We start from the raw sequence: 26273 nt of genomic DNA, 5'->3' as shown, positions 1-26273 counted from the left end.
CCTCCCACCCCGCACCGCCGCCCGTCGGCCCGACCGTCAGCACAGGCGAACGGCCGGATGTGCAAGGTCGGCCACTCTCCCCCACCCAACTCCCCCCGCTCAGCGCGAAGAAGCCACCCACGTCTTCGACCGCGGCGACGAAACCGAAGTCCCCGAAGAAGGCCGAGTGCAGCCCTGGCGACTTCGGGAGCCGGACCGGTCCCGAACTGGTCAAGGCCGTCCAGGACGCCTCCGTGGAGTGCGTGAACACCCTCTTCTCGATCACCGGCACGGATGCCCATGACGTGTTCCGCGAGGAGCAGATGGTCACCATAGCCGGGGCCTTCAAGGACGCGGCGGGGGCCTACTCCGGCGACAACTCGAAGAACACGTTGCAGCTCGTGATGTTCCTGCGGGCCGGCTACTACGTGCAGGACAACCACCCTGACGACGTCGGCGACTACGGTCAGAACCTGGCGACGCCCGTGGAGGGCGCCCTCGACGCCTTCTTCGCCAACCCCAGCTCCAAGAAGGTCACTGCGGAGAACGGGGATGTCCTCGGCGAGGTCATGACCCTCTCCGACAGCTCCAACGAGCAGGGCCGCTATCTGAAGGTCTACAAGGAGGTGCTGAGCGGGTACAACAGCTCCTACGACGACATCCCCAGCATGCTGGCGGCCGTCAACAACGTCTACACCCCGCTCTGGCGCGGGAACTGGAACCCGGAGTACGTGAAGGCGGTGGCGGCCGACCCGAGCATCATCGACACGCTCGACAAGTTCGCGCACGACCACCTGGACATGCTGGGCACCGAGAACTCGTACCTGGACTCCAACGCCGGGATGAACGTGGCGCGTTACGTCGAGCACCAGCCCCTCCAGGAGAAGGTCCGGCCGCTGATGAGGGGCCTGCTGGACGCCTCGAAGATCACCGGCAAGACCGCACCGATGTGGGTCACGGTCGCCGCCCAGGCCGACTCCTACGACAAGGACAAGTGCTCGTACTACGGCGTCTGCGACCTGGCCGAGCAGCTCACCAAGGCAGCCCTCCCGGTCAGCCACAACTGCGACGAGAAGCACGTCATCAAGGCGCAGAAGCTGACCGAAGCCGAACTCGGTGCCGCCTGCGACAGCATCCTGAAGCAGGACGCGTACTTCCACGACAAGGTGAAGGACAACGGCCCGATTCCGGACCAGTACCTGTCGACCATCCAGCTCTCCGTGTTCGGCAGTCGCACCGACTACCAGACCTACGCCGGGGCGATCTACGGCGTGGACACCAACAACGGCGGCATCACCATGATCGGGGACCCGACCAAGCCCGACAACAAGCCGATGTCCATCATGTACCAGAGGGACGACGACAACGGCTTCCCGGCCCGGATCTGGAACCTCAACCACGAGTACACGCACTACCTCGACGCCCGTGACGACATGAAGGGCGACTTCACCCAGCAGACATCGGTCGCGGACGTCTGGTGGATCGAGGGGCTCGGCGAGTACATCTCGTACGGCTACCGCAAGATCACCGACGACGAGGCGGTCAGCGAGGCCGGCAAGCACACCTACAAGCTGAGCACGCTGTTCCAGACCACCTACGAGAACAGCAACACCACCCGCACCTACCCGTGGGGCTACCTCGCGGTCCGCTACATGTTCGAGAAGCACCCGGAGGACATCGCCACCATGCTCGGCCACTTCCGGACGGGCGACTACCAGGGCGGCTACGCCGTTTACCACAACGTCGGTACGAACTACGACGCCGACTTCGACGCCTGGCTCACCGAGTGCGCGGCCGGCGCCTGCAAGGCCCGGTGACGTACGGAGTACCGCACAAGGCACGAAGCAAAAGTCATGAAGCGCAAGACATGAAGCACGAGGCATGCAGCGCACACGCATGAAGCGCAAGACATGAGGCATGAGGCTCCTGACGCGGATCCGCTCGGCGGCGGCCGAGCGGATCCGGCAGGGGCCTCATGCCGGTGCCCGGGACTCAGGACTTGGTCAGCCGCACCACTTCCCCGGAGCCACCGCCCGACAGGACGTCGATCCGCGCCCCGGTGGTGGGATCGGTGAAGCTCTGACCGGGTGCGTACGCCGCCATATCGAGGGTGGTGCACCCGGCCGGCGGGGTGCTGGACGGATGGGCGTTCATGATTCTGACGGGGCCCTTGCCGGTGACGGTGGCCGAGTCGACCTTGTATATGAGGACGCCGGTGGAGCAGGCGTCCCTGTCGTTGCCCGTGGCGCGCCGGGACTCCGCCGCGTACGCCGTCGTCCCGCTCGTGCGCAGTACGGCGATCTTGGTGCCGCCGGGGCGCTCCACGGAGGTCAGCCGTACGGTGCGCGACCCCCTCGCGGGCAGGCAGGCGACCTGGGCGTCACGGGTCCAGCCGAGCTTCCAGGAGTGCCAGCCCAGGTACTGCGGGGCGGGGCCGGCGATGTTGCCCATGACGTCCCAGCCGCCGACGTACTGGTGGGTGGCGCCGGTGAAGGAGTACAGGTCGGGCAGCCCGAAGGTGTGTCCGGTCTCGTGGTCGGCCACCTTGTATCCCCAGCGCCACATGTCCTGGCCGAAGGTCACTGCCCACTTGAGGCGGGTGCCGTCGGCGAACACGCCGGGCGTGGCCGGGTCGTACAGATAGGTCGGGGAGAAGGAGATCGCGGCCGCTGCCTTGGTGGGGACGATGTACACCATGTCGTAGCGGGAGAAGTCCGCGTACGGATCGGCGGCCGTGATCGCGTCGCGCACGTACTTCTCGTGGGCCTCGAAGGTGAGATCGCGGGTGAAGCCGTACGACGTGGAGTCCGCCGGCATGCGGATCCAGCGCTTGAGCGAGCTGAGGGCGAGGCGGGAACGGCCGTAGCTGGCCGTGCGCATCCAGTCGGCGGCGGGGGCGAGTTCGGCCGCGTACGGGGCGGTGGAGTCCGTGGCCGGGGCGTCCGGGAAGTCCACGAACAGGGTCAGCACCCGGTGTGTACCGGTGGACCGCTGGAACCGGACGCGGTCGGTGGTGTGGCCCTCGTCGGTCCAGCCGGTCCTGCCGGGGAGCGCGCAGCTTCCGGCCGGGGCCGGGGAAGCCGCGGGTTCGGTGGCGGTGGCGGTGGCGGGGACGGCAAGACAGGGGCCGGCCACGAGGGCGACGGCCACGGCGAGGGGGCGCAGTCGGGTGGGCAGGGCAGACATGACTCTCCCGTCGGAAGCGAGTGGCAGAGGTGCCAGGGATGCCAGGAGCGGCAGGGGTGGGGAGCGGGCGCGAGGGGGTCAGGCGCGGCCCGCGGCCAGGTCCATGAGACGGGCCAGTACGCGACCGCCGGAGGCCGAAATCCCGTCGTGTTCCCACTCGTTGGTGACCCAGGTGCGGGTGGCGCCGACCTCGCGCGCGGTGCGCAGGGAAAGACCCGCGTCCACGTACATGTCGTCGTGGTAGACGGCCGCGGCGAGGGGCACCTCGTTGGCGGCGAGGCGCCGGGGGTCGTACAGGGGCGGCCAGTCGGTGCGCGCGGCCAGGAGTTCGGCGGCCGCCGCGAAGGGGCGCAGGGCCGCGATGTCGCGGAACATCCAGGGGTAGATCATCTCGCCGGTGAGCAGGAAGGGATCGGCCTCCTCGGCGAATTCGGGGAAACCGGCGAGGGCTCGTGCGGCCGCCCAGCCGGTCGGGCCGGCCCCCTGCCCGTACAGCGTCTCCTGGAGGACGGCGAAGAGCGGGTTGTCGGTGAAGGCGGTGAGGGCCATCGTCTGGTGGAGGAAGGTGTCGGTCAACTCCCCGTTGTGGTCGAGGGATTCATCGAGGAGCCAGTGGATCCGCTCGAAGCCGTCGCCCATGCCGAGGGCGAGGCCGAGGGTGCGCAGACGGCGGACGGTGAGCCGGTCGCCGTCGGGCAGCCGGACGTCGGTTCCGGCCAGCAGGTCCGCGATCTTGCACAGGCGGGGTGCGTCACCGGGGTAGCGCGCGTAGAAGTCGAGGACGCGGTCGCGCACGCGCGGGTAGGTGCGGGCGTACACGTCGTCGGCGGTGGCGGCGAGGCCGGGCAGGCCGCCGGTGACGTAACAGGCCCGCAGGCCCTCGGGGGCCCGGGAGAGGTAGGTGAGCGTGAGGAAGCCGCCGTAACTCTGGCCGAGCGTCTCCCACGGCGTACCGTCACCGCACAGTTGACGGCGTATCAGTTCGGCGTCGGCGACGATCGAGTCGGCGCGGAAGTGGCCGAGATACGCGGCGAGCCGCTCCGGAGAGGCGGCGCGGGCGGCGGTCCGCGCGGTGACCGGGGTGGAGCGTCCGGTGCCCCGCTGGTCGAGCAGGAGCACCCGGTGGGTCGTGAGCGCCTGGGGCAGCCATCCGGGCGAACCGGCTGACGGGCGGGGCGACTTGCCGCCCGGGCCGCCCTGGAGGTAGAGCAGCCAAGGGAGCTCTTCCCCGGTGCGGGACGGGTCGACGACCTCGCGTGCGAACACCTCGATGGTCGGGCCGTGCGGGGAGGAGTGGTCCAGGGGGACGGGGAATACGTGGTCGGTGGTGGCGTACGCGGGGTTCATGGATTCCTTCCGGGGCCGCGGCGAGGACTGTGTGCGGTGTGACATTGCATAGCCAGCGTGAACCAACCGCTCCCGTCCGGGAAGCCCTCGGGTCAGAACCGGCCCGGGAATTGACGACGGCCTCAAGCAGCCCGGCCGAGCGCGACCGTCAGCGACGCCGGCGGGCGTTGAGCCGGGCGGCCTGGCGCGTCAGGTGATCGCGCTCGGCGAGGTTGGATGCCTTGTGGGCCGCCTCGGCGTACAACCGTGCCGCCGTCGCCAGGTCGCCGTCGCGCTCGTGGAGGTACGCCGCCACCGCGGTGTGGCGGGGCAGTTCGTCGTTCAGTGCCGCGAGCGCCGCCAGACCGGCGCGCGGTCCGTCGGCCTCGCCGACAGCGACTGCGCGGTTGAGCCGGACGACCGGGCTGTCGGTCAGGCGCACGAGCTCGTCGTACCACTCGACGATCTGCACCCAGTCGGTCTCCTCGGCAGTGGGCGCGTCGGCGTGGAGTGCCGCGATGGCGGCCTGGGCCTGGAACTCGCCCAGCCGGTCGCGGGCGAGTGCCGCCTGAAGGATCTCGACGCCCTCGGCGATCGACGCGGTGTCCCACCGGCCGCGGTCCTGCTCGGCGAGCGGCACCAGGCTGCCGTCGGGCGCGGTCCGGGCGGCGCGCCGGGCATGGTGGAGCAGCATGAGGGCGAGCAGCCCGGCCACCTCGGGGTGGTCGATCTGGGCTGCGAGCTGCCGGGTGAGCCGGATGGCCTCGGCGGCCAGGTCGACGTCACCGGAGTAGCCCTCGTTGAAGACCAGGTAGAGGACGCGCAGCACGGTGGCGACGTCGCCGGCCCTGCCGAACTGCACTCCTGAGACGGTGCGCTTGGCCCGGCTGATGCGCTGCGCCATGGTCGCCTCGGGCACCAGGTAGGCCTGGGCGATCTGACGAGTGGTCAGCCCGCCGACGGCGCGCAGCGTGAGCGCGACCGCGGACGACGGCGTCAGCGACGGATGGGCGCACAGGAAGTAGAGCTGGAGCGTGTCGTCCACCGCGGGCGCGGGCCCGGGCGCCGGCTCCTCGTCGAGGCGGTCCTCCCGCCGGCGGCGGGCGTCGTCGGCTCGCCTCGCGTCGAGGAACTTGCGCCAGGCCACGGTGACCAGCCAGCCCTTCGGGTCCCGCGGAGGGTCGGCCGTCCAGACGCTGATCGCCTGGACGAGGGCGTCCTGCACGGCGTCCTCGGCCGCCGCGAAGTCGGCTCCGCGGCGGACGAGGACGGTGAGCACGCTGGGCGTGAGGCTGCGGAGCAGGGCCTCGTCCATCGATGAGGTCACCGGTGAGGGCACTCCGTGGTGGTGGGCGACTCGGCCAGGAACGGGCGCAGCTCCAGCCACTCGTGGATCGGCTTGCCACCCGCCCCGGGGGCGGCCGACAGCTCCCCGGCCAGCGCGACGGCCCGCTCGTAGCTGTCGACATCGATGATCATCCAGCCGGCGATCACGTCCTTGGTTTCCGCGAACGGGCCGTCAGTGACCGGCGGGCGCCCCTCGCCGTCGTAGCGGACCCATACTCCCTCGGGGGCGAGCGCCTGACCGCTGACGAACTCACCGGTCTTCTCCAGCCGGGCCGCGAAATCGTTCATGTACTGCACATGCGCCGAGATCTCCTCCGGCGTCCACTGGTCCATCGGCACGTCGTTCACCGCTGCCGGGGCCCCGCGGTAGTGCTTCAGAAGCAGGTACTTGGCCATCGTGGTTCTCCTCAGTGCTGGTGCGACCCATTGTGGTCGCGTTCATTCCGGGGACGGAGCCGGCCACGGGTTCTCGACATCGGCGCCCGAAATTTTTTGCTCGCGTTCCGCGGCAGGGGCATTCCGCCAGGTCCCTGCTCGCAGGCAGGTCCTTGGGCTCAGGTCGGTCCTTGGTCGCAGGTAGGCCCCCGGTCGCAGGTAGGTCCCTGGTCGCAGGCAGGTCGGGCCGTCCGAGCCACCGGGACCGTGCGGACCGTCCGGGCCTGCCGGCGGGCTGATGGGGCCGAGTGGCTCATGCCGTACGGCGGCCGCTCCGATCATCCTGGAGAGGTGGGGCAGAGCGCCGGCCGCCACGGCGAACGAGCCGGACGGGGCGCCTCGGCCGCCGAGGGTCTGATGTCGGCCAGCACCGCCCGACCTGCCGCATCCGTCGGAGGAGGCTGAGCACGTCATGGCGAACAACCTCATCACCGTCGGTCTGGACGGCACCCCGCAGTCGGTCTCCGCGGCCGTGTGGGCCGCGCGGGAGGCGACGCTGCGCCAGGCCCGGCTGCGGCTGCTGCACGCCTGGGTCCTGCTCGCTCTGGAGCCGGACGGCACTCCGTCACGGAAGGCGGAGCAGAACTACTGGCCACGCCGGATCGTCGAGGAGGCAGAGGCGGCGGTCCGGTCGTCCTGCCCGGACCTCCCCGTGGAAGTGAGTCTGGTGCGCAAGGACCCGTTCGAGGCCCTGACCGATGCCGTCGGGCAGTCGGATCTGCTGGTCCTGGGCTCGCGGGGGCTGGGGGCCGCGGCGCGCTTCACCCTGGGGGAAACCGGCCTGGAGCTGGTGACCCACACCGAGACCCCGACGGTTCTGGTACGCGCCCAGCAGGAGCAGGAGGCGCCCGCCGGCGGCGCGAACGGACGAAAGGTGACCGTTGGTGTCGGTCTGCATGCTGCCTGCGAAGAGGTGCTCACGTTCGCCTTCGAAACGGCGGCACGGCGGGACGTCCCGCTGCATGCCGTGCACGGCAGGCACCTGCCCTCGTACGCCTACAACCGCGGTGGCGGGGTGGAGCGGAGCGCCGCGGAGGAAGCGGTGCACGATGCACAGGGCGAGCTGGCCGCCTCGCTGCGTCCATGGCGGGAGAAGTTCCCGGCCGTTCCGGTGGACGAGGAGGTGGTGATGGAGAATCCGGTGTCTGCCCTCCTGCACCGCAGCGCGCACGCGGACCTCCTGGTCGTCGGCCGTCGGCACCGGGGGCGTCTGCTGCCCCCTCGGATCGGCCACGTCGTACAGGCAGCGGTCCACCATGCCCCGTGTCCCGTGGCGATCGTCCCGCACTCATGAATTCCGGACGGCGAAGAACGGCGAGGGACGGCGAGGGACGGCGAAAGGATGTGGACGTGATGACGCAACGCGAGCAGGACTCCGGGTCAGGGGCCGACCGGTCCGGCAGTGACCTGGGGCGGCGTGCCGCGCTCCGCAGGGAGCAGCTGGGGCTGACCCGTGCGCATGTCGCGGCCCGGGTCGCCGCCTCGCCGGGGTATCTCCGGTACGTGGAGGAAGGCGCTGCCGAACCGGGCATCGGGTTCCTGCTGCGCCTGGCCGGTGCGCTCGACACCACGGTGGACGAACTGGTGGGAGGGACGACGGAGCTGCCGGCGGGCTTCGGTGCGGCCGCGGCGCATCCCGAGGTGCTGGTGCTCAGCCCCGCCGAGTGCCGCGAGAAGCTCTCCACCCACGGCGTCGGCCGCGTGGCGGTGACCGTCGATGACGCACCCGCCGTCTTCCCCGTGAACTACACCGTCGCCGGCGAGCTGGTCGCCTACCGCACCGATCCCGAAGCCGGACCGGCCGCGGCGGCCGGCCATGAGGTCGCGCTGGAGGTCGACCACCTCGATGACGCCTTCAGCCAGGGCTGGAGCGTCCTGGTCGTAGGGCCGGCCAACGCCGTCACCGATTCGCACGAGGCCCGCCGGCTGGCGGATCACGCGCACACCGGCCCCTGGGTCGGAGACGGGCGCGAGCTGTGGATCGCGATCCGTCCGACCCGGATCACCGGGCGCCGGATCCGGGTCATGGGCACCCACGCCTCGCCCGAAGCGAGGACGTGAAGAGGACGGGTCGAGGGCCCAGGGCCCGCAGCCCCGACGGCGTGGAGGAATGTCATGGGCGGCTCGGTAGTCGTAGGTCTGGACGGGCTCGGGAACAGCGTGCCGGCGGTGCGCTGGGGCGCCGAGGAAGCCGCGGCCCGGGGCCTCCCGCTGCACCTCCTGCATGCCTGGACCTCCCAGCCCCTGAACCTCCCGCTCGCCCCGGAGGCCACGAACAAGCGGCGTTTCGGGGCCGAGGTGCTGGGCACGGCCGAAGCGATGGCGCTTGAGGCACATCCCGACCTGTCGGTGACCACCGAACAGGTCGCGGAACAGGCGGTGGACGCCCTGGTGGAGCGCGGTGGGCAGGCCATGATGATGGTGCTCGGATCGCGCGGGCACGGCGCCATCGCCGGCTTCCTGCTCGGCTCGGTCAGCCTGCACGTCCTGGGGCGCGCGCAGTGTCCGGTGGTCCTCGTGCGGGAGGAGGAGACCGCCGTCTACGGGCGACCGGAGATCGTGGTCGGTGTCCAGGAGCCCGGGACGAAGGGCGAGGGCGTGCTGGACTTCGCGTTCGCCGCTGCCGAGGCCCATCATGTGGCGCTGCGCGCCGTGCGGGCGTGGCAGCCGCCCGCGGGCGTGGAGCCGGTCCCCGCCGCACCCGCCTACGCGCCGGACGACGGCGGGCCCGCGGCCGCGGAGGAGGAGCTGCTCGCCGGCATCCTGGCGCCGTGGCAGGCGAAGTTCCCCGGCATCGGCGTCATCCCGCACATCCGGCGGGGCAGAGTGGCCGCGGTGCTGCTGGAGGCCTGTGCGCAGGCCGGTCTCCTGGTCGTCGGCCGTCGGGTGCAGCGCACCCCGATGCCTCTCGGCCCCCTCGTCCTCGCCGTTCTGCATCATTCCCCGTGCCCCGTCGCGGTCGTACCGCGGCTCTGAGTGCCGTCGGGAGGAGGCGAGCACGGCGGACTGCGGGCGGCAGGCACGGCCGGATGCGAACGGCGCGATGCGGACGGTTTCCCTTGCCCACGCGGTGTTGAGCAACGGTGTGGGCATGGCGCCGGCAGGCGCAGCGGGCTGAGCAATCTGGCCAAGCGGGCGGAGGGTCTGGGCGGCACGATGACCGTCGAGGCCCCGCCCGACGGCGGCACCCGCCTGGTGTGGCGGGTACCTCTGCCCCGTTAGGGCGTGGTGGCGAACCGCAGGCTCCGAGGCCGGAGATGCCGAAAACGGGAGGACCAGGTGCGGGAACCTTGGCACGATGCTCAGATGAGTGATCAGCAGCGGACGGAACCCCCGCGGACGGCCGACGAGCGTGCCTCGTTGACCGGCTTCCTCCAGTATCAGCGCGAGACTCTCGCCATGAAGTGTGCCGGGCTGACCGCCGAGCACTTGAGGGAGAGGGCTGTTCCACCGTCCGACCTGTCTTTGCTGGGGCTGGTCCGGCACATGGCCGAGGTCGAGCGGAGCTGGTTTCAGTGGTGGTGAACGGCGAGCATGTCCGGGCCTATTGGCCGGGAACCGTGCACGGCACGTTCGCCGAATTCGATGTCGACTCGGCTGATCCTGACGACGCCTTCACGACCTGGCAGACGGCGTGCGCGCGGTCCCGCGCAGTCGTGGACGCCACCGAATCCCTCGACAGCACCGTGCAGTGGGGCGAAGAAATTTTCACTCTCCGCTATGTCCTCACCCACCTGATCGAGGAATACGCGCGGCACAACGGCCACGCCGACCTGCTCCGCGAGCGGATCGACGGTGCCACCGGAGAGTAGTCGACTGCTGCGAAGTGACCCTGGTCAGCCGGCTGACTTCGGCTTGCGCGTCCCTCCGCGCCGGCCTGTCCGGCGGATCGGGGCCGGGTGCCGCGGCCCTCGGGTCAGTGCGGCCCGGCGGTCGGATCCGGTGGCGCGGCGGCCTGGGTGGCGAGGACGGCTGCCTGGATACGCCGCTCCACGCCGAGTTTGGCGAGCAGACGGGAGATGTGGTTCTTGACGGTCTTCTCGGACAGGTAGAGCCGCTTGCCGATCTGACGGTTCGTCAATCCTTCGCCGATCAGGCCGAGGATCTCCCGCTCCCGCGGGGAGAGCCCGGACAGCGCGTCCTCCTCGGGCGCCGCCTCGGGGTCCGCGCCCCGCAGACTGCTCATCAGCCGTGTCGTGGTCGCCGGATCCAGCATCGAACGACCGGAGGCGATCGTCCGCACCGCGGTGACGAGGTCCGCCCCCTTGATCTCCTTCAGCACATAGCCGGCCGCACCGGCCATGATCGCGTCGAGCAGCGCCTCGTCGTCGTCGAACGAGGTGAGCATCAGACAGCCCAGCCCCGGCATGCGCGAGCGCAGCTCCCGGCACACGGAGACGCCGTCCCCGTCCGGCAGCCGCACGTCCAGCACCGCCACGTCCGGCCGCAGCGCCGGGCCGCGGGCCAGCGCGTGGTCGGCCGTGCCGGCGTCCCCCACCACGTCGATGTCGGGTTCGGCATCGAGCAGGTCCTGCACACCGCGCCGGACGACCTCGTGATCGTCGACGAGGAACACCCGGATCGGCCGCTCCGGTGAGAAGGTGTCCGGCTTGCAGGTGTCCGGCTTGCCCATCACGCCCTCCGGCGGGTACGTCCGCTTCCACCCCGCTTTCCCATCGTGGCCCCTGGCGCATCGGCGTGCCATGGCTGAGCGGTCCGGCCACCTGCTGTGCGGGCCCCGCACCCACCTACCGGCGCCCGGAACCGCGGCCCGCCACCGGCGGCTCCCCCTGTTCGGGAGCCGGTCCTTCGAGGTCGAACGTCACGTCCACGACGCCCTCGACCGCCCGCACCAGCCGTGCCGCGACGGGGAGCAGCGCGGCGTTGCGGATCCGGCCGCTGAGGGTGACCACCCCATCCGTGACACCGACCGACAGCTCCGGTGCGGAGGCGCCGAACAGCCGGCCCACGACCTCCGTACGCACCTCCGCCGCCAGGTCCTCATCGGAGCGGAGGAAGACCTTCAGCAGGTCCGAGCGGCTGACGATGCCCTGGAGCATCCCTCCGCTGTCGACCACGGGCAACCGCTTCACGGACTTGTACGCCATCGTCCGCGCCGCCTGCGCGAGGGTGTCACCGGCGTGCACCGTGAGGGCCGGCGAGCTCATCAGCTCCCCCGCCGTCACGCCGCCGGCCTTGCGCACCGCGTCCGACCGCCGCAGCTGCTCCAGCCGGTCGGGGTCCGTTTCCCTGAACTCTTCCTTGAGCAGCAGATCGGCCTCGGAGACCACCCCGACCACCCGCCCCTCCCCCGCGAGTACGGGCAGTGCGCTGACCTTCCACTGCTGCATCGTCTCGACGATCTCCTTGAAGCCCGCCTCCTGCCCGATGGCCACCACCGCCTGTGTCATGACATCGCGGACGGTGCGCGGAGTGTGCGCCATGGCTCCTCCTCGGTACGGGTCCTCGGCACGGGTCCTCGGTACGGGCTGCCGTCGCACGGGGCACGCGACACCTACCATCGTGCGCTTGCCGGCCGGCCCGCGGGCAGGGGCCGTCCGGGCCCGGAGTCCGCCGTTCGGCAGGACGCCCGCTGCGGAGCCACCCATCGGCCGGTGGCGCTCCGCCCACCTCAGAGCACTTCGCCCGGCCCGCCCGTCGCCGAGGGCCCCGTACGGGCGGCGTCCGGTCCGGTCACGTCGAACTCCACGTCCACCACACCCTCGACCGCGCGGACCAGGCGGGCGGCCACCGGGATGAGCGAGGTGTCCCGGACGCGTCCGCGCAGCGTGACGACCCCGTCGGCGACGGTGACCTGCAAGTCCTTGGCCGGCGTCGGGAACAGTGCGCCGACGATGTCCCGGCGGACCTCCTCGGCCAGGTCGTCGTCCGAGCGCAGAAAGACCTTCAGCAGGTCGGCCCGGCTGACGATGCCGTACAGCACCCCGTGCGCGTCCACCACCGGAAGCCGCTTGACGGACTCCCGCGCCATCACCCGGGCCGCCTGGGAGAGCGTGGCATCGGCGCGTACGGTCAGCGCGGGACTGGTCATCAGCTCCCCCGCCGTCACCGCTTCCGCCCGGCGGACGTCGTCGACCCGCCGCAGCTGCTCCAGCCGGTCGGGGTCCGACTCCCGGAACTCCTCCTTGGGCAGCAGATCGGCCTCGGAGACCACCCCGACCACCCGGCCCTCCGCCGCCAGCACCGGCAGCGCACTGACCTGCCAGCGTTCCATGGTCTCGATGATCTCCTTGAACCGCGCCGCACGATCGACCGCGGCCACGGTCGTGGTCATCACGTCGCTGACGATGTGCGGGGTGTTCAGCATGGCGCCACGCCTCCTCGGTGCCGGCCGTCGCGAAACGGCTTGACACTTCCAGGGTGAGTGGGGCGGCCGGGGCCGGACAGGGCCGTCCGGTCCCTTCCCCCGTCGTCCGGTCGGCCCCCTCAGCTCCCGGATTCGTCGGCTGCGGCCGGAGGGAACGTCACAGTGAACGCCGTGTGCCCGGGGCGGCTGGTCATCGCGACCGAGCCGCCGTGCGCGGTCACCACCGCGTGCACGATGGCGAGCCCGAGCCCGGTGCCACCGGCGGCACGCGAGCGGCTGTGGTCCGCCCGGACGAAGCGGCCGAAGATCTCGGAGCGGACCTCGTCCGGGATTCCCGGGCCGTCGTCCGCCACGGTCAGCCGCGTGCCGTGCGCATCGGCCAGGAGCCGCACCGTGACGGCGGTCCCTGCGGGCGTGTGGCTGCGGGCGTTGGCGAGCAGATTGCCGATCACCTGTTGCAGCCGGTGTTCGTCACCGGTGACGGTCACCACCGTCTCCGGCAGCTCCAGCAGCCACCGGTGGTCCGGGCCGGCCGCCCGCGCGTCGTCCGTCGCATCGAGCACCAGGCGGGTCAGGTCCACCGGGGCGCGTTCCAGCGCGCGGCCCGCGTCGAGCCTGGCGAGCAGCAGCAGGTCGTCCACCAGGCGGCTCATCCGCTCCGACTCCGACTGGATGCGGTCCAGAGCGCGCCGCACCTCGGCGGGGACGGGCCCGTGGTGCCGCAGGGCGAGTTCGGCGTGGCCGCGGACGTGGGCCACGGGGGTGCGCAGCTCGTGGCTGGCGTCGGCGGCGAAGTGGCGCAGCCGCTCCTCGCCGGCCTGACGGCGTTCCAGGGCGTTGCCGACGTGGCCGAGCATCCGGTTCAGGGCGGTGCCCACCTGCCCGACCTCGGTGTGCGGGTCCGCCACCGGAACCGGGGCGGGCATCGCCACCTCGCCGCTGGCCAGGGGGAGCTCGGCCACACTCGCGGCCGTGGCGGTCACCCGTCGCAGCGGGCGCAGGGACAGCCGTACCCACATCGCCCCCATGACGCCGGTCACCAGCAGGGCCCCGCCGAAGACCGCCGCCTCCACCGCCTCCAGCCGGTGCACGGTCTCCTCGACGGGGTGCAGCGGCAGGCCCGTGACGAGGACGTCGCCGTCGTCTCCGGGCACGGCGTTGACGCGGTAGCGCCCCAGTGCGGACAGCCGGATGCCGTGCCCGGTGCCGTCCGGGGGAAGAGCGGCCAGCGCCCGGCGGTCGTCGCCGGTGAGCGGCACCTGTGCGTCTGCCGCCGCACGGACCACGGCCGCCTGTGTCGTGGTCCCGCGCAGCAGCCGGGCACCGAACGTGCCCTCCGACTGGCCGCGGGTGTCGGGCCGGTTGTCGGCGTCCGGACGCGCCTCGTGTTCCAGGCTCGCCGCGAACCGGCCGCCCGACGCGGACAGCTGCTGGTCCACGCGGCGCACGAGAAAGCCTTCGAGGGCGAAGACCGTGGTCACGCCGACGGCCAGGCAGGCCAGGGCGAGGAGGGCGACCAGACCCGCGGTGAGCTGGCTGCGCAGGGTGCGCGGAAACAGCCGTCTCATGCCGCCTCCGGCTTGAGGACGTAGCCGACGCCCCGGACCGTGTGGATCATCGGCGCCCGGCCGGCGTCGATCTTCTTCCGCAGATAGCTGATGTAGAGCTCGACGACGTGCGACCTGCCGCCGAAGTCGTAGGACCAGACCCGGTCGAGGATCTGCGTCTTGGACAGCACCCGCCGCGGGTTGCGCATCAAGAAGCGCAGCAGCTCGAATTCGGTGCGGGACAGTTCGACGAGGTCGCCACCTCGGACGACCTCCCTCGCCTCCTCGTCCATCACCAGGTCGCCGACCACGAGCCGGTCGCCCTCCGGCGCGTGCGCCATGCCGGCCCGGCGCAGCAGCCCGCGCAGCCGCGCCAGCACCTCTTCGAGGCTGAACGGCTTGGTCACGTAGTCGTCACCGCCCGCGGTGATCCCCGCGATGCGGTCCTCGACGGAGTCACGTGCGGTCAGGAAGAGGACACAGACGGTTTCCAGCTCCTGGCGCAGCAGGTGGAGCACCCGCAGGCCGTCGATGTCGGGGAGCATCCAGTCCAGGACGACGGCGTGCGGACGGAACGTCCGTGCCACCGTGAGCGCCCCGGCGCCGTCGGCCGCGGTGCGGACCGCCCAGCCCTCGCCGGCCAGCGCTCCGGACAGCACTTCGGTCAGGTCCGGTTCGTCGTCGATCACGAGGACGCGGACCGCTGATCCCTCGTCGCCGTGCGGGTGGCCGGAGGTGAGGTGGTTGTCCATGGTCACTCCAGGATCCCCCGCCCCAGGGGGTGCCCGGGCACGTCCCTGCTCTGAGTTTCCTCTGAATCCGGCCTGCCCCGGTCTCGCGGCGGGCCGCTCAGAGGGTCTTCAAAGGTTCCGCTGCCACGGTAGCCCTCCCCACGGAAACGGAGCCCCATGACCGCCCTCTCGCACCCCCGCCGCGGTGCGGCCCGGAGCCTGCGCCCGGGCCGGCCGCCCTCCTTCGTGCCGCTCCTGGCACAGGCCGCCGTCTGGGCGGGAGCCGCCGGTGTGCTCGGCCTGTGGTGGACCGGCACCCCGTCCGTCGTGAGCCCGGCGGACTGGCTGACCGGCGCCGGCCGGATCACCGGGCTGCTGGCCGGATACGGCTGCGCGGTACTGGTGGCGCTGATGGCCCGGGTTCCGCTGCTGGACCACCGCGTGGGCACGGACCGGCTGGCCCGCTGGCATGCCATGGGCGGCCGCTACACCCTCTCCCTCGCCCTCGCCCACACCCTGCTGATCATCTGGGGGTATGCGCTCACCTCGCACAGCGGCGTGGTGCACCAGACGACCACGCTCGTCCTTGACTATCCCGACATGCTCAAGGCCACCGCGGCCTTCCTGCTCCTGATGGCCACCGCCGTCGTCTCGGCGCGGGCCGCCCGCCGCAGGATGAGCTACGAAACCTGGCACTACCTCCACTTCGCCACCTATCTGGCCCTCTTCCTCGCCTTCGGCCACCAGCTCTCCAACGGCGCGGACTTCGTCGGCCACCGGCCCGCCCAACTCGCCTGGTACGCCCTCTACTTCACCGTTGCGGCACTCCTCGCCTGGTACCGCTTCCTGCTCCCCGTACGCCGGGCGCTGCGCCACCGCCTCCGCGTCGCCGACGTCCGCCGGGAGGCACCGGGGGTGGTCTCGGTCCACCTCACCGGCCGGCACCTGACCGAACTGGGCGCGCAGTCCGGCCAGTTCTTCCGCTGGCGCTTCCTGACACCCGGGCTGTGGTGGACCGCCAACCCGTACTCCCTCTCCGCACCGCCGCTCCCCCACCACCTGCGCATCACGGTGAAGGATGCCGGCGGGCACAGCGCGGCCCTGGCGGGCCTGCGGCCCGGAACCCGGGTCTGGGCCGAAGGCCCGTACGGCGCCTTCACCGCACGGCGCCGCAGGGCCGACAAGGTGCTGCTGCTTGCGGGAGGCGTCGGCATCACCCCCCTGCGCGCCCTGTTCGAGACGCTCCCCGGCGAGGTCACCCTCCTCTACCGGGCGCGGCGGCCCGAGGACCTCGCGCTGCGCTGCGAACTCGACGCCATCGCCGCGGCCCGCGGCGCGACCGTGCACTACGTCGTCGACGAACCGGCCGTCCTTTCCTCCCCGTTGACGGCCCGCGCCCTGCACCGCCTGATACCGGACCTGGCCGCGCACGAGGTGTACCTGTGCGGTCCGCCCGGCATGGCCGAGGCCGCCCGGCGCGCCCTGCGGGGCGCCGGGATACCGCGCCGTCACATCCACCACGAGTCGTTCGAGTTCTGAAGGAGCCACCGCGTGCGCCGAGCCGTCCTCACCACCGCGTCGACCAGCGCCCTGGTCGTCCTCCTGCTCACCCTCAAGCCCCACCACAGCCCCGGCCCGACCGCAGGGAGCCCGCAGACGGGCGCCGCCGCGTCACCGACGACGACCGGCAGCACGCATCGGGACGCCGGACACGGCAACGGGACGTACACCGGCGACCCGGTCACCACCAAGTACGGCACGGTACAGGTCGCCATCAGCGTCAAGGCCGGGCAGCTGTCGGCCGTCAAGGTGCTCAAGTCGCCCTCCGGGAACGGCCACGACCGCGAGATCGCCGCCTATGCCCTGCCGCGCCTGACCCAGGAGGCCCTGAACGTCCACAGCGCCCGTATCGACGCGGTGTCCGGTGCCAGCTACACCAGCGCGGGATACATCCGGTCCCTGCAGAGCGCACTGGACGAAGCCGGTGTCTGAGCAACGGCGCGGCCTGCGCCATGTCGAGCAGGCGATGGGCACCGTGTTCTCGTTCGACATCCGCGACACACCCACCGCCGCCATCGCCTCCGCCCTGCGTACTGCCGTCGCCTGGCTCCACCACGTCGACGAGGTCTTCTCCCCCTACCGTCCCGGCAGCGCCGTCAGCCGCCTAGCGCGGGGCGAGATCTCCCGTGCCGACTGCTCGCCCGAGGTACGGGAGGTCCTCGACCTCTGCGCGCGGGTACGCCGTGCCACCGACGGCTGGTTCAGCCACACACCGGACGGCACCCTCGACCCCTCCGGCCTGGTCAAGGGGTGGGCCGTGGAACGTGCCTGGCGGATCCTGGACACGGCGGGCGCAGGCAACGCCTGCGTGAACGGCGGTGGCGACCTCCAGCTCGGCGGGGAGTCCGCCCCCGGCGTCCCCTGGCGCATCGGCATCGCCCACCCCCTGCGCCCCGGGACCCTGTGCACCGTCGTCACGGGTCGCGACCTGGCCATCGCCACCTCGGGCACCGCGGAACGCGGCGCGCACATCCTCGATCCGCACACCGGCGCGCCCGCCGACGGCCCCGCGTCCGTGACCGTGGTCGGCCGCCGGCTGACCCTGACCGACGCCTACGCGACGGCGGCCTTCGCCATGGGAGGGCGGGCCGCCGAGTGGCTGGAACACCTCGACGGCTATGAGGGGTTCGCCGTTCTTCGGGACGGCCGGTCCTGGCGGACCACCGGGTTTCCCGACGCGGAGCGCCGGCCTTCCCCCGGCGGGCGAACCGCCGGCCCTCTCGCACGGTAGAACTCGCACGGTAGAAGGGGGCAGCCCGTCCGGCACGCGCCACGCGCCACGCCCGGTGAGGAACGAGGACTCCGTCAGACGCGACGGACGTCGGCGGTGACGATCACACCGTCCTGAACGGTGTAGGTACCGGTGAACCGTTGGTGGGAGCCGTCGATCAGCGTCACGTCGAAGGTCACCGTGACCTTGTTGCCGACCACGGAGCCGACGGAGACGACGTTCTGGTCGGTGCCCTGGGTGGCCGTCACGAAGGAGTCGTACGGCCGCCCGGAGATGTTCTTCCCGCCCAGCGCCCAAGCCGCCTCGGATTCGTCGTTGTTGATGGCCGCGAAGTACGCCTTGACCACATCGACGGGAGCGGGCTGTGGTTGCTGGGCCGGCGCCGCCGCGGGGTGGGCGACCGCGGCCGGTGCCGTGGCGGTGACCGCCGGCGCGGCGGCGCCGGCGGGCTGGACGACGCCGAACAATGCGCCGGCACCGGTGAGGGCCACGACGACCGCCGCCCGCACGAGCCTCCTCCGCACGGTCTGCACCACGGAGGTGTCACATCCTGGAAGCTCCGTCATCATCGGACATCCCGGTATTCGAGTGTGTGGGCCACCTGGTCACCTGGGTGCCTGAGTGCCTCACCTCGGTGGATGACGTAGGTGGGGCACGTAGGCAGGTGAAGGTGGGTTCGTGATTCCATCGTGCGGTACTTGTCCCGTGGCTGCACCTGCGGCCGGCTGTGGGTGGTGCTCGGGCGACACCGTTCACAGGGTGACGCCTTGCGCACACGGGGTCACCGGACGTCGTGCGTCATGCGCCCAGTGGGCGCTGCATCCGTCGAAAGCCGTCGAGTCCCGTTCCGCGGCGGTCGTGCCGCTCGCCCCGCGAGACGAAGCCGAGGCGCTGGTACAGCGCCCAGGCCCGGGTGTTGGAGCAGGAGACGTCTCCTTCGAGATGGGTCAGGCCGGCGGCCTGGGCGACACGTTCCGCCTGCTGCACCATCAACGAGCCGTAGCCCTGGGAGCGGTGGGCCGGCCGTACCGAAAGGTTCGCCATGAAGAGGGCGTTCGGGCTCGGCGGGGCGAACAGCCGGGACACGGCCGCCGTCCGGCGCAGCACCGACAGCAGGCAGCTCGGCCCGAACCGGGCGGCGGACAGCAGCGTCTGGAGGCTCAGCGCCCGGTAGCGCTTTCCCGGGTACAGCGTCATGGTCGCCAGCACCTCGCCGTGGGGTGCGACCGCGAGGATCTGCTGGGCGTGCCCGAAGATGCCCCGTCCGCGGAGGAAGTCCCGCCGCAGCAGAGCCGCCGGTCCGCCCGGGACGCCGCCCATCGTGCTGTCGAGGAGGCTGCGGGAGGACTCCCACATCAGGGGCACGACTTGGTCGGCGTCCGTCGGGCGGGCGGTGCGGAACTCGACGGGCAAGGGGGTGTTCATGGGTGCTCCATGGGTCGGGTGGCGAGTGCCTGGCGCGCTGCGGCGCAGACGTTCTCCAGGGTGGGTTGGCGGATCAGGTCGCGCAGCCGGGCGTCGAAGGCGGGCTCGCCGGCCGCGCCGACCACTTCGGTGGCGACCGCGGCGAGCATGCGCAGCAGCGTCAGGGAGTCGCCGCCGAGCCGGTGGAAGTCGTCCTGCGGTCCGGGGTGCAGGCCCGGGTCGCCCAGGACGCGCGACCAGATCGCGGCGACGGCCGGTACCACCGGATCGCCCCCGGGCGGCCGGTGCCCGTCCACCGCGTCGTCGGCCCGGGTGGCCGCCGCTGGTGCGCCGGCGGCCGGGCGCGCGCGGGCGAACGGGTCCGGGAGCGCCCGGACATCGACCTTGCCGTTGACCGTCCACGGGAAGGCGTCAAGCACGCACACGGCCGCCGGGACCAGGTAGGCCGGCAGTCGTTCGGCCGCGTGCGTCCGCAGGGCGTCCGGTGCGGCGGTGCCGGTGACGTAGGCGCACAGCACGGGTTCGGCGCCGGGGCGTGGCGGGCGGGCGGTGACCACCGCGTGGCGCACGTCCGGATGCCGTTCCAGTGCGGCCGCCACCTCGCCCGGCTCGATCCGGTGCCCCCGTACCGACAACTGGTCGTCGGTACGGCCGAGGTAGCGCAGCACCCCGTCGTCCGTCAGCCGCGCCAGGTCGCCGGTGCGGTAGACCCGGGTGCCGTCGGCGAGGTGCACGAAGCGTTCCCGGTCGAGGTCCGGCCGGCCGAGGTAGCCACGCGCGAGCTGCGCGCCGGCCAGATGGATCTCCCCCACCTCACCCGGCCCGGTGAACCTCCCGTCGGCGTCCAGCAGGTACGCCTCGGTGTTGTCCACCGGGAGGCCGATCGGCACGGCCGGGAGGTCCCCGTCGCGCTCGGGGTCGAAGGTGTGCACGATGCAGCCGATGGTCGCCTCGGTGGGGCCGTACTCGTTGACGATCCGGCAGTCCGGGCCGAACATCCGCTGCGCCCGCGCGGCCACCGGGCCGCGCAGCTGCTCGCCGCCCACCACGAGCACCCGGAAGGACCGCGGCTCGATGTCGAGTGTGGTGATCAAGTCGAGGTGGGCGGGGGTGAGTTTGAGGGCGTTGGCGCCCGAGCGGGTCAGCAGGTCGCGCAGCGTGCGGTGGTCCGGCTCGTCCGGGACCAGGGCGATGCTGCCCCCGGCGGCCAGCGGCGCGAAGAGCGTGGTGCCGGTGAGGTCGAAGGCCAAGGACGTGAACAACGCGAAGCGGGTGGCGGCATCGATCCGGTACCGGTCGGTGGCCCAGTGCGTGTAGTTGACCAGCGCCCGGTGCTCGACCACGACGCCTTTCGGGCGGCCCGTCGAGCCGGAGGTGTAGATGACGTACGCGGCGTCGTCCGGTCCCGCGGTCCCGGGGTGCGGCGGCGCACCGCTCACCGGCAGCTCGTCGAGGACGATCGCGGGGCAGTCCGGTCCCGGCAGCGCCCGGTACGCGCCGCCGGTCAGGCAGTGGGAGGCGCCGGAGTCGGCCAGGACCGCGGCGATCCGGGCCGGCGGATGCGCCGGGTCGAGCGGCAGGTACGCGGCGCCTGCCTTGAGTACGCCCCACAGGCCCGCCACGGCCTGTGCGCTGCGGTCGGCGAGCAGCCCCACGACCGCGCCGCGCCCCACGCCCCGGTCGCGTAACTCCGCGGCCACCACGTCGGAGTGGCGGTCCAACTCCCCGTACGTCACCGTGCCGTGCGGCCCGGTGAGCGCCACCGCGTCAGGGGCTCGGTCCACCTGCTGCCGCAGCAGCGCGGTCAGCGTCAGCGGAGGAACGGAACGCCGCGGGCCCACGGCCACCGGGCGGCGCCGTGCGCGGGGGGACAGTGCTTCGCACACCGCGTCCAGCAGCGCCGCCGCCCGGGCGTCCGCGCGGGGGCCGCCGGGGTGGGACATGGCCAGTTCGGTACGGCCCGCGCACTCCACGGCGGTGAACGACAGCGGGACGAACGGCGCCTGGACCGGCAGCGAGTACACGGTGCGGGCCGCGAAGCCCGGGGCGGACACCTCTTCCGGGCCGATGCGTCCGAGGGTGGTGACCAGGGCCGAGCAGGGGTAGCGGCCGGCCGCCGCGGTCGCCGTGTGCGCGGCCGCCAGCAGTGCGGCGAGCGGACCGAGCGGCAGCCGGGCCGCCGACTCCTCCTCACCGCCGGCCAGTTCGCGCCGCTCGGCCAGGGCCCGCAGCAGCTGCGCGTGCCACTGTTCCCAGGGGTCGCCCGCCCTGCCGTCGAGGAAGACGGGGAGGCTGAGATTGGCGGTGGAGCGCAACTGCGGGCGGTGCCGCCGGAGGTCCACCGGCACCATCACCCGGGTGGGACCCGGGGCGAGGTCCGCGAGGGCGGCGGCGGTCTTCGCGACCAGGCCGGGGTGGCTGCCGTGCAGGGTCCGCCGCTGCCAGCGCGGGGCCCGGCCGTGGCGGACGCCCGCGAGCGGGGACCGCCACCGCGGGGCGACCGGCTCACGGTGGGCGCCGCCGAGGGCGTCGAGCAGGGCGAGGTCGTACAGCGGGGACGGGGCCCCGACGGGTGCCTCGCCGCGCAGCGCCCGGAACACGTCCGCCGTCCAGGCGAGCGCGCCCCTCGCGTCCATGACCGCGTGGTGCACGCGGAAGACCAGCGTGGTGGTGGCGCCCTCGGTGCGGACGGCCACTTCACAGCCGCGGCCCTCGCCGGGGGCGAGCGGGGCCCGCAGCGCCGCACCGAGCCGGTCCACGGTCCGTACCGCGGGGGGCCGCCCGGTGTCCGTCCAGAGGCGGCCGCGGCGGCGCAGGCGTGCCCCGGGGCAGGCGTCGGACGCCACGTCGACCGCCCGGCGCAGCGCGTCGGGAGCGATCGTTCCGGTGCCCTCGACCACGATCTGGACGGCGAACGGCGGGGCGAGCCGGCCGCCGGCCAGGTAGAGCCATTCGGTGGGTGAGACGGGCCGCTCGAAGCGGCGGCTTTCGGGCCGGCGGCCCGGTGCGGGCACGGGCTGCCGGCCGGTGCGGGCCTGCTGGACGTGGGTCATGACGTTCCGTTTCGTTGTGCTCGGCTGCCGCGGACGGGCCGGGCGGCGGTCCGTACGCGGGAACCGGGAGCCGGGGAGCCGGGTACGGTGCCGCTCCCGGCTCACCGGACGGCGCGTACGAAGGCCTCGACGCCGCCGGCCGACTCGACCCAGGCGGTCAGCTGCCGCAGCCCCGTATCCTGGTCCGTGTCCGCGGTGTAGCCGAAGTCCCGTGCCGCGGCGCTCGTGTCATAGGTCGTGGAGCGGGTGAGCAGGGCGACGGTGTACCGGCTCAGCGGTGGGGCCACCCGTGCCCGCAGCGGGGGGAGTTGCCAGAGGCGGTCGACGGCCCCCGCCAGGGCGTCCCTGACCAGCGGTGGGAGCGGGCGGGTGGGCGGCGACGCGCCGAACAGCCCCGCCAGACGGGCCAGGAAGGCCCACAGGTCCGTCCGCTCCCGGTCCGCGATGAAGTAGGCCTTGCCGCCGACCCGTTCTGCCGGGGCGGCGGCCGCCCGCAGGCACGCGGTCACCGCGTTGTCGCAGTGGCACAGGGACACCTCGACGCGCTTGCCCGCGGCGAGGTCGGGCAGCCGGCCCGCCCGCATCGCGCCGACCAGGCGGGGCAGGAAGCCGGAGTGGTCGCGCGGCCCCCAGATGCCGCGCGGACGCAGCGCGACCGTGGAGAAGTCCGGCCCGTCCGCGGCCAGTACCCGCCGTTCCGCCGCGGCCTTGGTCTCGGAGTACAGATTGAGGAACCGGTCGGGGTACGGAACGCTCTCGTCGATGTCGAACCGGTCGCCGTCCCTGACCGGCATCAGCGCGCTGGGACTGCTGACGAACACGAAGCGGCGGGCACCGGCCCGGCGCGCGGCGTCCAGCAGCTGCTCGGTACCGGTCACATTGGCCTGCCAGAACTGGGCGCGGGTGCCGAAGTCCACCACCCGCGCCGCGCTGTGGTGCACGACGTCCACGCCCGCCACGGCGCGGCGCAGGGACTCGGCGTCCTCCAACGCGCCGTGGACCAGCTCGACGCCCTCCAGGGCCCGCAGCCGGGTGAGGTCGCTGGTGCCGCGGACGAGGGCCCGTACGTGATGGCCCTCGGCCAGGCAGCGGTCCACGAGGTGTCCGCCGAGGAATCCGGACGCACCGGTCACCAGGACCTTCATGCCGTCCCCTCCCCCGTGACCGTGCCCGTTTCCGTGTCCGTGCTCCGGTGTGCGGGGGCGCCCGGGGGCAGCGTCCGCCACCAGGTCGCCCCGTAGAGCATGGTGAGGCCCACCGTCGCCGCGGTGCCCCGGCCGGCGGCCCGTCCGCGCGGCAGCGCCGTCGGAATCTGGGCGGCGTGCACCACGACGCTCAGAAAGACATCGGTCCACCACAGGGCCGTCAACACCGGGGAGTGGAACGGCCGTACGGCGCCGAGCAGCAGGTACGCCCACCCCGCCAGCGGGATCGCACGCAGGGCCGTCCGCCGCCGCCGTGCCCCGCGGCCCAGCCGCCGGCCGGCCCAGCGGGCCAGCCGTTCGCGGCCGATCTTCGCGTTGTGCCGGGGGTCGACGGGGAAGGCCGGGTGCCGGAGGAAGTCCTGCACGTGCCGGGTCTGCGGGTGTCCGGCGGCCAGCTGCCGCAGTTCGGTGACGAGGGTGCGCCACTGCGCGCGGCCGGTCCCCGGCTCGGTCTCCACGCAGAGCACCGGCCGTTGTACGCCCGCCGCTCCGACGCCGACCAGCGCGGTGCGCCGGACGAGCGGGTGGGCGTTGAACACGCCCTCGCAGCGGACGGTGTGCAGGTCGCCCTCGGCGGTGGTGACCCGCTGGGTGCGACGCCCGGCGAACCACAGCCGGCCCGCGCCGTCCAGGCTGCCCAGGTCACCGGTGCGGTGCCAGAGCCGGTCCGGGCCGCCGTCCGCCGGGTGTTCCTGGATCTTGTGCTGGGCGTCCGCCGCCGGGGCCGCGTGGTAGCGGCGGCTGACCGTGTCCCCGGCCACGGCGATCTCGCCGACCTCGCCCGGCGGGACGGTGAGCGCGGGCTCCCAGTACGGCAACGGCCCGTCGGTGGTCCGCACGATCCGGACGTCGACCCCGGGCACCGGCCGGCCCACACAGGTGCCTTCGCCCCGTGCCGCGCGCGCCGCCGTTTCCCCCAGGACCTCGGCGGACTCCAGGGAGGAGATCGGCAGGGCCTCGGTGGCGCCGTACGTCGTATGGATCTCGGCCGCCTCGTCCAGCACGTCGCGCAGCACGGCGACGACGTCCGCCGGCACCGGAGCACCACCGGAGACGACGCAGCGCAGCGCCGGGAGTGCGGTGGGCTGCCGGCGGAGGTGCTCGCCGAGCACCCGCAGCAACGCCGGGGAGGCGAACATCGTGTTCACCTCGAACCGGGCCAACGCCGCCACCACCGGGCCGGGTTCGGCGCCGGCCACCCTGGCGGGGGCCACCGGGGCCACCACCAGGGTGGAGCCGAAGACCAGATCGAGGATGCCGTAGAGCGGCAGGGTGACCAGCGAGACCTCCTCGCGGCTGCGCCGGTGTGCGGATGCGATGCCGCGGGCCGTCGCGGCGGCCATCCGGTGTGTGTACTCCACGCCCTTGGCCGGACCGGTGCTGCCGGTGGTGAACCCGATCATCAGCAGGTCGTCGCCGCCGGCCGGCCGGCTCTCCGGGGCCCCCGCGGTGGCCGCGTCGTCCGCCGAAGGGGCCGGGCGGCGCAGCCCGTCGAGGGTGTGGCCGCCCCAGAACCACCGGCGGCCCACGGTCACCCGGATCCGGGCGCTCGCGAAGGTGCGGCGGCTGAGCACGCGGACGGCGTGCGCGGCCGGCGGCCCGATGAACGCCTCGGCGCCCACGGCGCGGTAGCAGTGCAGCATCCGCCGCACGCCCATGCCGGGGTCGACCACGACGGGCACGGCACCGACCCGGAACAGCGCGAACGCGAGCGCGAACAGGTCCGGCCCCGGAGGCGCCATCAGGACGGTTTTGGTGCCCCGCCCGATACCGCTGCGCAGGAAGCCGGCCGCCAGGGCCTCGACCTGCTCCTGGAGTGCGCCGTAGGTGAGCGTGCGGTACCGGATTCCGCCGCCGGCCTCCGTGCCGTCCGGGTGGATGATCGCGGGCTTGTCGGGAAAGGCCCGGGCGTGGTGTTCCAGGTGCCCGGCGAGGTTCGGCTGCACGCCTTCCTGACGCTCCGTCAGAGCAGTACGCATGGCGCCGCCCTCACCTTCCCGTCAGGCGGTAGCTCGCGCACGCGGCGCTCGGCCCGGCGCCCACGGTGACGAAGAGCAACTCTTCATAGGCGTGCGGCAGTCCGCCGTCGAGGGCCGTCAGATAGCCGAGGACCGGGGCGGCAGTGTGCGGTTCGCCGGACCGCTCCGGGTCGCTTCCCGGAAGGCCGGCGGCCAGGACGGAGGCGGGGTCGAGGCCCAGCCGCCCGGCGAGCAGCGTCGCGAAGTCGGGGGTGGGGCGGGAGCAGACGACCATCGTGCGCTCCGGGTCCAGGCCGTGCTCCTCGGTGTACTCCGCCACGGTGGCGGCGGCGAGGTCGAGCAGCTTCCCGGCCCGGTCCGCGTCCTGCTCGACGGTGATCAGCTGCCGGCCCCCGGCCCCCATCGCGGCCGTGTCCAGGTAGCCGGAGGTGCCGGTCGGCCCCGGGCCGCTCCGTAGGTGCACCGGCCCGAATCCGGCACCGGGGTCGGTGGAGCGCTCCAGCAACAGCGCCCCGCCCAGGTCCTCGTACGGGTACGCCGGGTCGTCGGCGGCCCGCCCGCCGGGGTGGACGTCCGCCGCGGTCACCAGCACCCGGTCGGTGCTGCCGGTGTCCAGCAGGGCCTGCGCCACCTGTACGGCGTTCAGCACGCCGCAGGCGCCGTTCATCAGGTCGAAGGAGAAGCCGGCGCTCGGCACGGCGTCGGCGAGATAGTCCAGGTTGATGCCCGCTTCCTTCTGCACCATGGCCGCGAGGGCGGGTTCGAAGGTGTTGGACTCGCGGTAGACGCCGACGTTGATGAGCACCCCGACGGAGTCCGGTGACAGCCCGGTCCCGGTCAGACAGTCATGGGCGGCCCGCCCGGCGAGCTGCACCGTGGTGGCAATGGCGTCGGCGGGACGCGGCAGGGCGAGGGAAGCAGCGGCGATCACGGCACCCATG

The 26273-nt window shown here is 72.8% G+C and carries 24 protein-coding genes; 9 read left to right on the top strand and 15 right to left on the bottom strand.

The features are described from left to right. The coding region (locus EST54_RS12740) for a collagenase (RefSeq protein ID WP_129247707.1) at nucleotides 1-1796 on the top strand (1796 nt) is incomplete at its 5' end. A gap of 175 nt (nucleotides 1797-1971) precedes the next feature. Here the strand turns inward: EST54_RS12740 and EST54_RS12735 are convergent. The 4 genes from EST54_RS12735 to EST54_RS12720 all read right to left on the bottom strand — a co-directional run bounded on the left by EST54_RS12735 (nucleotide 1972) and on the right by EST54_RS12720 (nucleotide 6234). Continuing rightward, nucleotides 1972-3165 carry a M6 family metalloprotease domain-containing protein gene (locus EST54_RS12735; protein ID WP_129247706.1) on the bottom strand — a complete coding sequence of 398 codons (1194 nt, stop codon included), beginning with the start codon at nucleotides 3163-3165 and terminating at the stop codon, nucleotides 1972-1974. Nucleotides 3166-3243: 78 nt separating this feature from the next. Beyond that, complete coding sequence (locus EST54_RS12730) at nucleotides 3244-4512, bottom strand: alpha/beta fold hydrolase (RefSeq protein WP_129247705.1); 1269 nt, start codon at nucleotides 4510-4512, stop codon at nucleotides 3244-3246. A gap of 148 nt (nucleotides 4513-4660) precedes the next feature. Beyond that, a complete protein-coding gene (locus tag EST54_RS12725) occupies nucleotides 4661-5806 on the bottom strand; it encodes an RNA polymerase sigma factor (protein ID WP_129247712.1) in 1146 nt (381 codons plus the stop codon). Between the two features lie 8 nt (nucleotides 5807-5814). Beyond that, a complete protein-coding gene (locus tag EST54_RS12720) occupies nucleotides 5815-6234 on the bottom strand; it encodes a YciI family protein (RefSeq protein WP_129247704.1) in 420 nt (139 codons plus the stop codon). Nucleotides 6235-6685: 451 nt separating this feature from the next. Between EST54_RS12720 and EST54_RS12715 the strand changes: the two genes are divergently transcribed. From EST54_RS12715 to EST54_RS36025, 5 genes are all read left to right on the top strand, one after another. Next, nucleotides 6686-7567: a universal stress protein gene (locus tag EST54_RS12715; RefSeq protein ID WP_129247703.1), complete on the top strand. Its 882-nt coding sequence runs from the start codon at nucleotides 6686-6688 to the stop codon at nucleotides 7565-7567. Nucleotides 7568-7626: 59 nt separating this feature from the next. Then, nucleotides 7627-8334 (top strand): helix-turn-helix domain-containing protein, encoded by a 708-nt coding sequence (locus tag EST54_RS12710; RefSeq protein WP_129247711.1) that lies wholly within the window; start codon nucleotides 7627-7629, stop codon nucleotides 8332-8334. A 54-nt stretch (nucleotides 8335-8388) separates the two neighbouring features. After that, nucleotides 8389-9249 (top strand): universal stress protein, encoded by an 861-nt coding sequence (locus EST54_RS12705; RefSeq protein WP_129247702.1) that lies wholly within the window; start codon nucleotides 8389-8391, stop codon nucleotides 9247-9249. 330 nt (nucleotides 9250-9579) lie between these two features. Then, the gene (locus EST54_RS36030) at nucleotides 9580-9798 is read left to right on the top strand and encodes a mycothiol transferase (protein WP_307825518.1); all 219 of its coding nucleotides are present in this window, start codon (nucleotides 9580-9582) and stop codon (nucleotides 9796-9798) included. After that, nucleotides 9789-10085 carry a mycothiol transferase gene (locus tag EST54_RS36025; protein WP_307825519.1) on the top strand — a complete coding sequence of 99 codons (297 nt, stop codon included), beginning with the start codon at nucleotides 9789-9791 and terminating at the stop codon, nucleotides 10083-10085. The genes EST54_RS36030 and EST54_RS36025 overlap by 10 nt, the downstream gene beginning before the upstream one ends. A gap of 104 nt (nucleotides 10086-10189) precedes the next feature. Here the strand turns inward: EST54_RS36025 and EST54_RS12690 are convergent, their stop codons facing one another. The 5 genes from EST54_RS12690 to EST54_RS12670 all read right to left on the bottom strand — a co-directional run bounded on the left by EST54_RS12690 (nucleotide 10190) and on the right by EST54_RS12670 (nucleotide 14900). Beyond that, entirely contained in the window at nucleotides 10190-10906 is a 717-nt protein-coding gene (locus EST54_RS12690; RefSeq protein WP_129247700.1) for a response regulator, read from the bottom strand. 115 nt (nucleotides 10907-11021) lie between these two features. Continuing rightward, nucleotides 11022-11717, bottom strand: a complete 696-nt coding sequence (locus EST54_RS12685) for a CBS domain-containing protein (RefSeq protein ID WP_129247699.1) — start codon at nucleotides 11715-11717, stop codon at nucleotides 11022-11024. A 188-nt stretch (nucleotides 11718-11905) separates the two neighbouring features. Beyond that, a complete protein-coding gene (locus EST54_RS12680; protein WP_129247698.1) occupies nucleotides 11906-12601 on the bottom strand; it encodes a CBS domain-containing protein in 696 nt (231 codons plus the stop codon). A gap of 119 nt (nucleotides 12602-12720) precedes the next feature. Beyond that, nucleotides 12721-14169 (bottom strand): HAMP domain-containing sensor histidine kinase, encoded by a 1449-nt coding sequence (locus tag EST54_RS12675; RefSeq protein WP_129247697.1) that lies wholly within the window; start codon nucleotides 14167-14169, stop codon nucleotides 12721-12723. Further along, nucleotides 14166-14900: a response regulator transcription factor gene (locus EST54_RS12670; RefSeq protein ID WP_129247696.1), complete on the bottom strand. Its 735-nt coding sequence runs from the start codon at nucleotides 14898-14900 to the stop codon at nucleotides 14166-14168. Before EST54_RS12670 ends, EST54_RS12675 begins: the two co-directional genes overlap by 4 nt. A gap of 156 nt (nucleotides 14901-15056) precedes the next feature. On the opposite strand from EST54_RS12670, the gene EST54_RS12665 reads away from it, so the two are divergent. From EST54_RS12665 to EST54_RS12655, 3 genes are read left to right on the top strand one after another with little or no spacing between them, the layout of a single operon-like run. Then, nucleotides 15057-16418 (top strand): ferredoxin reductase family protein, encoded by a 1362-nt coding sequence (locus tag EST54_RS12665; RefSeq protein ID WP_129247695.1) that lies wholly within the window; start codon nucleotides 15057-15059, stop codon nucleotides 16416-16418. Between the two features lie 12 nt (nucleotides 16419-16430). After that, nucleotides 16431-16871: an FMN-binding protein gene (locus EST54_RS12660; RefSeq protein WP_129247694.1), complete on the top strand. Its 441-nt coding sequence runs from the start codon at nucleotides 16431-16433 to the stop codon at nucleotides 16869-16871. 34 nt (nucleotides 16872-16905) lie between these two features. Further along, nucleotides 16906-17670, top strand: a complete 765-nt coding sequence (locus tag EST54_RS12655) for an FAD:protein FMN transferase (RefSeq protein ID WP_239013632.1) — start codon at nucleotides 16906-16908, stop codon at nucleotides 17668-17670. Nucleotides 17671-17744: 74 nt separating this feature from the next. Here EST54_RS12655 and EST54_RS12650 read toward each other — a convergent pair whose 3' ends face one another. The 6 genes from EST54_RS12650 to EST54_RS12625 all read right to left on the bottom strand — a co-directional run bounded on the left by EST54_RS12650 (nucleotide 17745) and on the right by EST54_RS12625 (nucleotide 26272). Continuing rightward, the gene (locus EST54_RS12650; protein ID WP_129247692.1) at nucleotides 17745-18206 is read right to left on the bottom strand and encodes a hypothetical protein; all 462 of its coding nucleotides are present in this window, start codon (nucleotides 18204-18206) and stop codon (nucleotides 17745-17747) included. Between the two features lie 262 nt (nucleotides 18207-18468). Continuing rightward, on the bottom strand, nucleotides 18469-19095 hold the full coding sequence (locus tag EST54_RS12645; protein WP_129247691.1) for a GNAT family N-acetyltransferase: 627 nt from the start codon (nucleotides 19093-19095) through the stop codon (nucleotides 18469-18471). After that, nucleotides 19092-22148 (bottom strand): non-ribosomal peptide synthetase, encoded by a 3057-nt coding sequence (locus EST54_RS12640; RefSeq protein WP_129247690.1) that lies wholly within the window; start codon nucleotides 22146-22148, stop codon nucleotides 19092-19094. Before EST54_RS12640 ends, EST54_RS12645 begins: the two co-directional genes overlap by 4 nt. Nucleotides 22149-22249: 101 nt before the next feature. Continuing rightward, the gene (locus tag EST54_RS12635; RefSeq protein WP_129247689.1) at nucleotides 22250-23293 is read right to left on the bottom strand and encodes an NAD-dependent epimerase/dehydratase family protein; all 1044 of its coding nucleotides are present in this window, start codon (nucleotides 23291-23293) and stop codon (nucleotides 22250-22252) included. Further along, nucleotides 23290-25332 carry a fatty acid CoA ligase family protein gene (locus tag EST54_RS12630; RefSeq protein WP_129247688.1) on the bottom strand — a complete coding sequence of 681 codons (2043 nt, stop codon included), beginning with the start codon at nucleotides 25330-25332 and terminating at the stop codon, nucleotides 23290-23292. Before EST54_RS12630 ends, EST54_RS12635 begins: the two co-directional genes overlap by 4 nt. Nucleotides 25333-25342: 10 nt before the next feature. Further along, on the bottom strand, nucleotides 25343-26272 hold the full coding sequence (locus EST54_RS12625) for a beta-ketoacyl-[acyl-carrier-protein] synthase family protein (protein WP_129247687.1): 930 nt from the start codon (nucleotides 26270-26272) through the stop codon (nucleotides 25343-25345). Nucleotide 26273: the final 1 nt, after the last annotated feature.

The sequence above is a fragment of the Streptomyces sioyaensis genome (assembly GCF_004122735.1).
Classification (GTDB): Bacteria; Actinomycetota; Actinomycetes; order Streptomycetales; family Streptomycetaceae; genus Streptomyces; species Streptomyces sioyaensis.
The sequence above is the reverse complement of the archived record's forward strand: the minus strand, read 5'-3'. Positions and strand labels throughout refer to the sequence as shown.

Coding starts and splice junctions, on each gene's coding strand:
- EST54_RS12725 (WP_129247712.1), bottom strand. CDS start 5,806: ATGGACGAGGCCCTGCTCCGCAGCCTCACGCCCAGCGTGCTCACCGTC.
- EST54_RS12655 (WP_239013632.1), top strand. CDS start 16,906: ATGGGCACCGTGTTCTCGTTCGACATCCGCGACACACCCACCGCCGCC.
- EST54_RS12625 (WP_129247687.1), bottom strand. CDS start 26,272: ATGGGTGCCGTGATCGCCGCTGCTTCCCTCGCCCTGCCGCGTCCCGCC.
- EST54_RS12715 (WP_129247703.1), top strand. CDS start 6,686: ATGGCGAACAACCTCATCACCGTCGGTCTGGACGGCACCCCGCAGTCG.
- EST54_RS12635 (WP_129247689.1), bottom strand. CDS start 23,293: ATGAAGGTCCTGGTGACCGGTGCGTCCGGATTCCTCGGCGGACACCTC.
- EST54_RS12680 (WP_129247698.1), bottom strand. CDS start 12,601: ATGCTGAACACCCCGCACATCGTCAGCGACGTGATGACCACGACCGTG.
- EST54_RS12630 (WP_129247688.1), bottom strand. CDS start 25,332: ATGCGTACTGCTCTGACGGAGCGTCAGGAAGGCGTGCAGCCGAACCTC.
- EST54_RS12690 (WP_129247700.1), bottom strand. CDS start 10,906: ATGGGCAAGCCGGACACCTGCAAGCCGGACACCTTCTCACCGGAGCGG.
- EST54_RS12675 (WP_129247697.1), bottom strand. CDS start 14,169: ATGAGACGGCTGTTTCCGCGCACCCTGCGCAGCCAGCTCACCGCGGGT.
- EST54_RS12730 (WP_129247705.1), bottom strand. CDS start 4,512: ATGAACCCCGCGTACGCCACCACCGACCACGTATTCCCCGTCCCCCTG.
- EST54_RS12640 (WP_129247690.1), bottom strand. CDS start 22,148: ATGACCCACGTCCAGCAGGCCCGCACCGGCCGGCAGCCCGTGCCCGCA.
- EST54_RS12720 (WP_129247704.1), bottom strand. CDS start 6,234: ATGGCCAAGTACCTGCTTCTGAAGCACTACCGCGGGGCCCCGGCAGCG.
- EST54_RS12685 (WP_129247699.1), bottom strand. CDS start 11,717: ATGGCGCACACTCCGCGCACCGTCCGCGATGTCATGACACAGGCGGTG.
- EST54_RS12645 (WP_129247691.1), bottom strand. CDS start 19,095: ATGAACACCCCCTTGCCCGTCGAGTTCCGCACCGCCCGCCCGACGGAC.
- EST54_RS36030 (WP_307825518.1), top strand. CDS start 9,580: ATGAGTGATCAGCAGCGGACGGAACCCCCGCGGACGGCCGACGAGCGT.
- EST54_RS12735 (WP_129247706.1), bottom strand. CDS start 3,165: ATGTCTGCCCTGCCCACCCGACTGCGCCCCCTCGCCGTGGCCGTCGCC.
- EST54_RS12705 (WP_129247702.1), top strand. CDS start 8,389: ATGGGCGGCTCGGTAGTCGTAGGTCTGGACGGGCTCGGGAACAGCGTG.
- EST54_RS12710 (WP_129247711.1), top strand. CDS start 7,627: ATGACGCAACGCGAGCAGGACTCCGGGTCAGGGGCCGACCGGTCCGGC.
- EST54_RS12665 (WP_129247695.1), top strand. CDS start 15,057: ATGACCGCCCTCTCGCACCCCCGCCGCGGTGCGGCCCGGAGCCTGCGC.
- EST54_RS12670 (WP_129247696.1), bottom strand. CDS start 14,900: ATGGACAACCACCTCACCTCCGGCCACCCGCACGGCGACGAGGGATCA.